The 7,712-nt window shown below is 76.3% G+C and carries 8 protein-coding genes; 6 read left to right on the forward strand and 2 right to left on the reverse strand.

Features of this window, described 5'->3' with window-relative positions:
* The 5 genes from DMH12_RS35595 to DMH12_RS35615 all read left to right on the forward strand — a co-directional run.
* A partial coding sequence (locus DMH12_RS35595; RefSeq protein ID WP_312023993.1) for a lipid II flippase MurJ occupies positions 1-1,023 on the forward strand: 1,023 nt, incomplete at its 5' end.
* A complete protein-coding gene (locus DMH12_RS35600; protein ID WP_260474464.1) occupies positions 992-1,762 on the forward strand; it encodes a polysaccharide deacetylase family protein in 771 nt (256 codons plus the stop codon). The genes DMH12_RS35595 and DMH12_RS35600, both read left to right, overlap by 32 nt.
* A 1-nt stretch (position 1,763) precedes the next feature.
* Positions 1,764-2,933 (forward strand): glycosyltransferase, encoded by a 1,170-nt coding sequence (locus DMH12_RS35605; RefSeq protein WP_125495444.1) that lies wholly within the window; start codon positions 1,764-1,766, stop codon positions 2,931-2,933.
* Positions 2,930-3,649, forward strand: a complete 720-nt coding sequence (locus DMH12_RS35610) for a lipopolysaccharide biosynthesis protein (protein ID WP_125495445.1) — start codon at positions 2,930-2,932, stop codon at positions 3,647-3,649. Before DMH12_RS35605 ends, DMH12_RS35610 begins: the two co-directional genes overlap by 4 nt.
* The gene (locus tag DMH12_RS35615) at positions 3,646-4,791 is read left to right on the forward strand and encodes a GNAT family N-acetyltransferase (RefSeq protein WP_125495446.1); all 1,146 of its coding nucleotides are present in this window, start codon (positions 3,646-3,648) and stop codon (positions 4,789-4,791) included. The genes DMH12_RS35610 and DMH12_RS35615 overlap by 4 nt, the downstream gene beginning before the upstream one ends.
* A 28-nt stretch (positions 4,792-4,819) precedes the next feature.
* Here the strand turns inward: DMH12_RS35615 and DMH12_RS35620 are convergent, their stop codons facing one another.
* Positions 4,820-6,049: a glycoside hydrolase family 26 protein gene (locus DMH12_RS35620; protein WP_125495447.1), complete on the reverse strand. Its 1,230-nt coding sequence runs from the start codon at positions 6,047-6,049 to the stop codon at positions 4,820-4,822.
* A gap of 143 nt (positions 6,050-6,192) precedes the next feature.
* Between DMH12_RS35620 and DMH12_RS35625 the strand changes: the two genes are divergently transcribed.
* Positions 6,193-7,491 carry an ATP-grasp domain-containing protein gene (locus DMH12_RS35625; RefSeq protein WP_125495448.1) on the forward strand — a complete coding sequence of 433 codons (1,299 nt, stop codon included), beginning with the start codon at positions 6,193-6,195 and terminating at the stop codon, positions 7,489-7,491.
* Positions 7,492-7,563: 72 nt separating this feature from the next.
* Here DMH12_RS35625 and DMH12_RS40600 read toward each other — a convergent pair whose 3' ends face one another.
* Complete coding sequence (locus tag DMH12_RS40600) at positions 7,564-7,674, reverse strand: LPXTG cell wall anchor domain-containing protein (protein WP_399190001.1); 111 nt, start codon at positions 7,672-7,674, stop codon at positions 7,564-7,566.
* Between the last annotated feature and the right edge of the window lie 38 nt (positions 7,675-7,712).

Raw genomic sequence — 7,712 nt, forward strand, 5'->3', positions numbered from 1 at the left:
GGTCTGCTGATGGTGGCGGCGCAGCTGCCGTCGCTGCTGCGGCAGTTGCGGCGCCGCGACGCGGGCGAGCGGCTCGCGGACGCCGGGGACCCGGCCCGTCCGCTCGCCCTCGCCCTGTTCACCACCGTGCTGCTCTTCGCGGTGTGCCGGCAGTCGCAGATCCTCATCGAGCGCTTCCTCGCCTCCGGGCTCCCCGCCGGTGCCATCTCGCACCTGAACTACGCGCAGAAGGTGGCGCAGATCCCGATGACGCTGTCGCTGATGCTGTGCACGGTCACCTTCCCGGTGGTGGCGCGCGCCATGGCCGACGGCGACACCGAACGGGCCCGCGAGCGGGTCGAGCGGGACGTGGCGCTGGCTGCCTGCCTGGTGCTCCTCGGCGCCGCCACGGTGGTCGCCTGCGCACCGCAGATGATCGAACTGCTCTTCCAGCGCGGCGCCTTCACGGCGGCCGACACGGCGGCGACCGCGGGCGTCATGCGCGTGTACGCCCTCGGACTGCTCGGGCAGACCGTGGTGGGCGCGCTGGCCCGGTCCTACTTCTCGGCGGGCCGCGCCTCCTGGTACCCGCTCGGCGCGATGGCCGTCGGCATCGCGGCCACCGCCGGCGTCGGCGCATGGGCCGTCGGCCCGTGGGGCGTGACCGGCATCGCCGCCGCCAACGCCGCCGGCATCATCGTCACCGGGGCCCTGCTGCTCGCCGGGATGGGCCCGCGCAGCGTCCCGGTCCGGGTCCGGCGGGTCCTGGGCGACCTGGCCCGGCCGGTGCTGGCGGCCGCCGCGGCTACCGGCGCGGGCGCGTGGGCCGCGGGCGCGGTGAGCGGCCTCGCCACCTCCCCCGCCCTCTCCACCGGCGTCCGCGCGGCCCTCGCGCTCAGCGCGGGCGTCGTGACCGTCTGCGGTGTCTTCGCCCTGCTCGGCCTGGTGCTGGGCGTCCAGGGCGTGCGCCCCGCCCTCCTGTCCGTCCGCTCCGTCACACGAAGGATTCCGCATGGCCGCTTCGGCTTCCGTAGATCCCGTTGACACCCGCACCGGCGCCCGTCCGCGCCCCGGCTCCGTCCCCTGGGTGGCGATGTACCACTCCGTCGGCGACGCCACGGACGATCCGTACCGCGTCACGGTCACGCCCGGCCGGCTGGACGCGCAGCTCGGCTGGCTGCGGCGGCGCGGGCTGCGCGGTGTGTCCATGACCGAACTGCTCGCCGCCCGGGCCCGCGGCGAGGGCCGGGACCTGGTGGGGCTGACCTTCGACGACGGGTACGCCGACTTCGTCGAACGCGCCCTGCCGTGTCTGCGCCGCTGGGGCTGCGGAGCCACCCTGTTCGTCCTGCCGGGACGGCTCGGCGGGTTCAACGCCTGGGACCCGCTGGGCCCGCGCAAGCCGCTGCTGACCGCCGACGGCATCCGGCAGGCCGCCGCCGAGGGCGTCGAGATCGGTTCGCACGGGCTCACCCACATCGACCTGACCCGGGCGGACGACGCCGCGCTGAGCGCCGAGACCGCCGAGAGCCGGGCGCTGCTCACGGAGTTGACCGGCGCTCCCGTCACCGGCTTCTGCTACCCGTACGGCACCGTGGACGCCCGAGCCGCCGACGCCGTGCGCACCGCCGGGTACGGCTACGCCTGCGCCATCGACCCCGGCCCGCTGACCGGCCCGTACGCGGTGCCGCGGGTGCACGTGGGGCAGAACGACACGTCCGTGCGGCTGCTGCTGAAGACGCGGCTGCACCGTCTGCGCCGCCGTCCCGTGGCGGGGGTCTGACGTGCCGGACCTCAAGGCGCTGCACATCATCACCGGCCTCGGCGTGGGCGGCGCCGAGCAGCAGCTCCGGCTGCTGCTGCGGCATCTGCCGGTCGACTGCGACGTCGTAACGCTCACCAACCCCGGCCCGGTCGCCGACGGGCTGCTGGCCGACGGCGTCCGGGTCGTCCACCTCGGCATGACCGGCAACCGCGACCTGGCCGCGCTGCCCCGGCTGGCCCGCCTCATCCGCGCCGGCGGCTACGACCTCGTGCACACCCACCTCTACCGCGCCTGCCTGTACGGACGTCTCGCCGCCCGGCTGGCCGGCGTACGCGCCGTCGTCGCCACCGAACACTCCCTCGGCGACTCCCAGATGGAGGGCCGCCCGCTCACCCCGGGCGTCCGCGCCCTGTACCTGGCCGGGGAGCGGCTGGGCAGCGCCACCGTCGCCGTCTCCCCCACCGTCGCCGACCGGCTGAAGCGGTGGGGGGTGCCCGCGCCCCGCATCGAGGTGGTGCCCAACGGCATCGACCTGGCCCGCTTCCGGTTCGATCCGGTCCAGCGCCTGCGCACCCGCCGCCGCCTGGGCCTGCCGGAGGGCGCGTACGTGATCGGCGGCGTCGGCCGGCTGACCTCGGCCAAGCGGTTCGACGTTCTGGTCCGGGCGCTGGCCGAACTCCCGGACGACTGCTGGCTGCTGCTGGTCGGCGGCGGGCCCGAGGAGCACGTGCTGCGGCGCACCGCCCGCGAGGCCGGCGTCGCCGACCGCGTCCTGCTCACCGGCGAACGTCCCTACGTCCCCGACGGCTCCCCCGGGCCCGACCTGCCCTCGCTGGCCGCCGCGATGGACGTCCTCGCGTCGCCCTCGCCGGAGGAGGCCTTCGGCCTGGCGGTCGTGGAGGGCCTCGCATCGGGGCTCCCGGTGCTGTACGCGTCCTGCCCGGCGATCGAGGACCTGCCGTCCGGGCACGCGCCCACCGCCCGGCGGGTCACCGGCGGCGCCGGGGACTTCGCCCGCGCCCTCGCCGAGGTCCGGGCCGGCGCCGGGCCCGGCCCCGGGCCGCGCACTGCTCCGGAGGCCGCCCGCCACTACTGCGTCACCCGCAGCGCCGCCCGGCTGATGGACGTGTACGCGACCACCCTCACGCACCCGTTGTCCCCGGCACCCCAGGGAGTCAGTTCCACATGACCGAGCCCCTCACCCAGTCCCCGGCCCAGCCCTCGGCGGAGCCCGAGGCCGGGCCGCCCGCCCGCCCGCGCCGCACACGGGCCGCCCTGCACCGCGTCCGGGGCCGCCTGCGGTCGCTGCCGCCCTGGTCGCCGCTGGCGGCCGGTGTCCTGGCCGGCGGGCTGCTCGGCGCCGGCTACGGCCTGCTCGCCACCCCGCAGTACACGGCGACCGGCTACGTCGTCGCCGTCCCCACCGACAAGTCCGACCCGGCGTCCGCGCTGGGCTTCGCGCAGGCCTACGGGCGGGTCGCCACGCAGCTCGCGGTGCTCGGGGACGCGCAGATGTGGGCGGACGTGCCGGTGGCCCGGCTGGAGGAGAGCGTGCGCACGGCCACCTCGCCGGACGCGCCGATGGTCTCCGTGACGGCCACCTCCGCCGACCCGGAGGAGGCCGCCGACATGGCCAACGCGGTCGCCCGCGCGCTGACGCGGCACGCGGCGGCCTCCGTCGACGACACCCACGTGGAGCTGCGGCAGTTCGCACGGGCCACCAAGCCGACCGAGACGTCCTCCGCGTCCGCCACGGTGACCGCCCTGGTGGGGGCGAGCGCGGGCGGGCTGCTCGGCGGGCTGGCCCTGCTGGCCCGCCCGCGCCGTGCCGCGGCGGACGCCGGCCGCACGACGGCGGCCGTGCCCGGACCCGCCTCGGCGGCCGGCGTCCGCGGGCAGCTGTGACGGACACGAGGGCGCGCACGACCGCGCCGCCGGCCGCCTGCACGACCGAACTGGTCACCGACGAGGCGCACTTCGCCGACCTGGCGCCGCAGTGGGCGCGTCTCCACGCCCGGTGCGCGTCCGCGACCCCGTTCCAGAGCCACGCCTGGCTGCACGCGTGGTGGCGTTCGTACGGCACGCGCGGCCGGCTGCGGCTGGTGCTGGCCCGCGACGGCCGTGACCTGGTCGCCGCCGCACCGCTGACGCTCGTCCGGCGTCCGGTACCCGCCCTGGTGCCGCTGGGCGGGGCGATCTCCGACTACGGCGACGTCCTGCTGGACGACGAGCGCGGCCCGGACGCGGTGGCCGCGCTCACCGCGGGCCTGTCCCGGGCCGCCCGCACCGCGCTGGTCGACCTGCGCGAGGTACGGCCGGGCGCCGCCGCCGAGCGGGTCTACGAGCGCTGGCGCGGTCCCCGCCGCCGACTGGCCGACTCGCTCTGCCTGGAGCTGCCCGCCCTCCCCATGGACGAACTGGTCGCCCGGCTGCCCTCGGGCAAGGCCCGCCAGCGGGTCCGTGCCCAGCTGCGCCGGCTGGACTCGCTCGGCGTCAAGAGCCGGACGGTCCTGCCCGACGAGGTCGACGCGGCACTGCGGCGGCTGCTCGAACTGCACCGGTTGCAGTGGCAGGGCCGGAAGGTGACCGGCGAGCACCTCAAGCCGCGGTTCCGTGACCACCTGGTGCGGGCGGTACGGCCGATGGTGTGTGCCGGGGACGCGGTGGTCACCGAGTTCCGGATGGACGACGAGGTGGTGGCCGTGGACGTGACGCTGCTGAGCCGCCGGCTGGCCGGCGGCTACCTGTACGGCGCCCACCCCCGGTTGCGGGAGCGCAGGGCGGACGTGGCGGTGATGCTGCTGGACGCGTGCGCCGAGCACACCCGGCAGCCGGGGCGCGGCACGCTCAGCCTGCTGCGGGGCAACGAGCCGTACAAGCACCACTGGCGCCCGGAGGCGGTGTCCAACCAGCGGCTGCTGCTGGCCCGCCGGCGCACCGCCCCGCTGCTCGCGGCGGCCCTCGGCGACGCCGCCGCGCGACGGCGAGGCAAGGCGCTGCTGCGGCGCCCGGAGCGGAAGGAGGGCGACGGTGGCGGCGGCACCTGACGAGGCCGGCCGCCACCGTCGCGTACCGCTACTCGTCGCGCGAGTACCAGTCGAGGCGCATGCAGAGCTTCCCGCCGAGCCAGTACTCGACCCAGTCGCCCAGCTCCAGCGGCGAGCAGCCGGCCGGCGGCCGGGTCGTGGTCTCCGGCGCCGCGGGCACGGGCGGCGCGGTGGGCGTCGCGGGTGCGGTGGGCTCCGGGGTCCCGGGTGCGGGCTCGTCGGTGCGGCCGAAGAGCACGGACCGGTAGACGGCGGTGGAGCGGGGATTGTCGTCGCACTGCCACACGCCGTGCGGGCAGTAGTCGGTGACCGTGTTGTAGACGGGCTTGTGCTCGTCCATCCAGGCCAGCATGCGCCGCATGTACTCGGCGTTGTCGCCGTTGCGGAACAGCCCCCATTCCGGATAGGAGACGGGCTTTCCGTGCTTCTTCGCGAAGTCGACGTGCGCCTGGAGTCCGTAGGGTTCCTTCACCTGTTCGTCGAACGTCATTCCGCGTGGCTGGTCGTAGGAGTCCATGCCGATGATGTCGACCGTCTCGTCCCCCGGATAGCACGTCGTCCAGGGGACGGCGTCCCGGCCGCGGCTCGGCGTGTAGTCGAACCGGAACTTCTGGCCGGGTACCGCCCGCATGGTGGTGACGATCCGCTTCCAGTACGTCTTCCAGGCCTCCGGGTCCGGCCCGCACCGGTGGGTGTAGGTGATGCCGTTCATCTCCCAGCCGAGCACCAGGACCGTGTCCGGGACCTTGAGTTCGACGAGCCGTTCGGCGAGGGCGCGGAAGTGGTGGTCGAACTCCCCGGCGGCGCCCCGGCGCAGCAGTGCGCGCACCTCGTCGTCGCCGACCCCTTCCTCGTTGCGCTCCATCATGGGCACGTTGAGGACGAACATCCGGTCCGCCTTGCGGGTGCGCCAGTCGGCCCACGCGTCGAGGAAGGTGGGGGCGCCCTCGATGTTGCTCCAGCGGTCGCCGGGCAGATAGGTGTGGCCGACGCGCAGTTCGGCGTCGCCCAGCCACTGGCTGAGGCCGGCCATCCGGGCCACGCCGCGCGGCCCGTAGTCCAGGTACGCGCCGAACGCGGGGGTGGCGGCGGGCTTCTTCGCCGGGGCTCCGGGTGCCGGGGCCGCGGGCGCGGGTGCCGGCGGGGTCGGTTCGGCGGCGGTCGTGGGGCCCGCCGCGGCCACCAGCGCCGCCAGCGCGACCGCCGCCGCGACGCCCGCCGGCCGCCTGGACCGGTTCCGTGAATGCCGTACGGCCATACCGGCTCCATTCCTCGCCGTGAATTCCGCTCCGTTACTGACACTCAGTCATATGAAATGCCATCACGCCACTGCCGCTACGGCTTTCGAGTGCGCCGATCGCCCGCACCGGTGAACCGATTCGAAGACGAAGGAAGTTTCCCGTGTCGCTGTTCGACACCCGCGTCCCCGCCGTCCTGCTGCGGACCGACCGGAATCCCTTTCACCACGGAACGCTTGGCGCCGTGCGTTCGCTCGGTCGGGCCGGAGTGGACGTGCACGTGGTCGCGGACTGCGCGCGCAGCCCCCTGCGCGCCTCCCGCTACGTGACGGGGCTGCACACTCCCCCGCCGCCCGGCGCGTCGCCCGCCGACATCACGGCGGTCCTGCGCCGGGTGGCGGCACGGATCGAGCGTCCCGCCGTACTGATCCCGATGGACGACGCGTGTGCCGTGGCGGTGGGCCGGGCGCGGGCCGAGCTGGTGCCGGCGTATCTGCTGCCGGACCAGCCGGGCGACCTGCCCGGACGGGTCGCCGACAAGGCGGAGCTGGCCGGGGTGTGCGCCTCCCTGGGCGTGCCGCACCCCGAGACGCTGGTCCCGGACGGACCGGCGGAGGCGGCGCGGGCCGCTTGGCGGCTGGGTCTGCCGGTGGTGGCGAAGTGGAGCCGCCCCTGGCTGGTGCCCCCGGGCGGCGGGCTGCGCAGCACGGTGCTGGTGCGCTCGGCGCGGGAGGCCGGGGAGCTGTACCGGCGGGCCGAGGAGGCGGGGAGCCGGCTGCTGCTCCAGGCGTTCCTGCCGCCGGGGCCGGACCGCGACTGGTTCTTCCACGGGTACGCCGACCGCTCGGGCACGGTCCGGGCGGGTGGCCCGGGCCGCAAGACCCGGGCCAGGCCGCGCGGTGCCGGTCTGACCGCGGTGGGCCGCTGGACGCCCAACCCGCAGGTGCGGACGCTCGCCGAGCGGGTCACCGGGGCGTTGGGCTACCGGGGCGTCTTCGACCTCGACTTCCGCCGCTGCGGTGCGACGGGCGACTACCACCTGCTCGACTTCAACCCGCGTCCCGGCGCGCAGTTCCGGCTCTTCACCGACTCCGCCGGGCTGGACGTCGTACGGGCCCTGCACCTGGATCTGACCCACCGGGCCCTGCCGGACGGCGCGCCGCGGCCGGGGCGGACCTTCGTGGTGGAGAACTACGCGCCGCTGAGCGCGCTGCGGCCGGCGCCCGACGGGCGGGAGCTGGCCTGGCACGCCCCCGACGACCGGGCGCCGGGCCGGGCCCTGTGGACCCTGTGGGGCCGCCACGTGACCGGCCGGGTGCTGGACCGCGCGCGCAGCCGGCGCGCGCACGCGTCGGACGAGGCCCCGGCCCGCGCCCGTGTGGTGCGCCAGGCGGGCGCGCCGCGGGCCGACCGTGCGGGACAGCCGGACCGCCCGGGGGGCGACCGGGCGGGCAGCCACTGACGAGGGACGCGGCCACGACGACGCCCCCGGTGGCCCATGCGGGCGGCCGGGGGCGTCGGGGTGGAGCGGGGATCAGCGCGTGGCGGTGGCCCGGCCCCTGCGGTACAGGATCGCTCCGCCGGCGATCAGCACGGCACCCGCGGCCGCGGCGCCCAGCGTGCCCTCGCTGCCGGTCTCGGCCAGGACGGGCGGCTGCTCCGTCTGCGGGGTGGGCGGAGTCT

The organism is Streptomyces sp. WAC 04229 (genome assembly GCF_003947455.1).
In the GTDB taxonomy this organism is placed as follows: Bacteria; Actinomycetota; Actinomycetes; order Streptomycetales; family Streptomycetaceae; genus Streptomyces.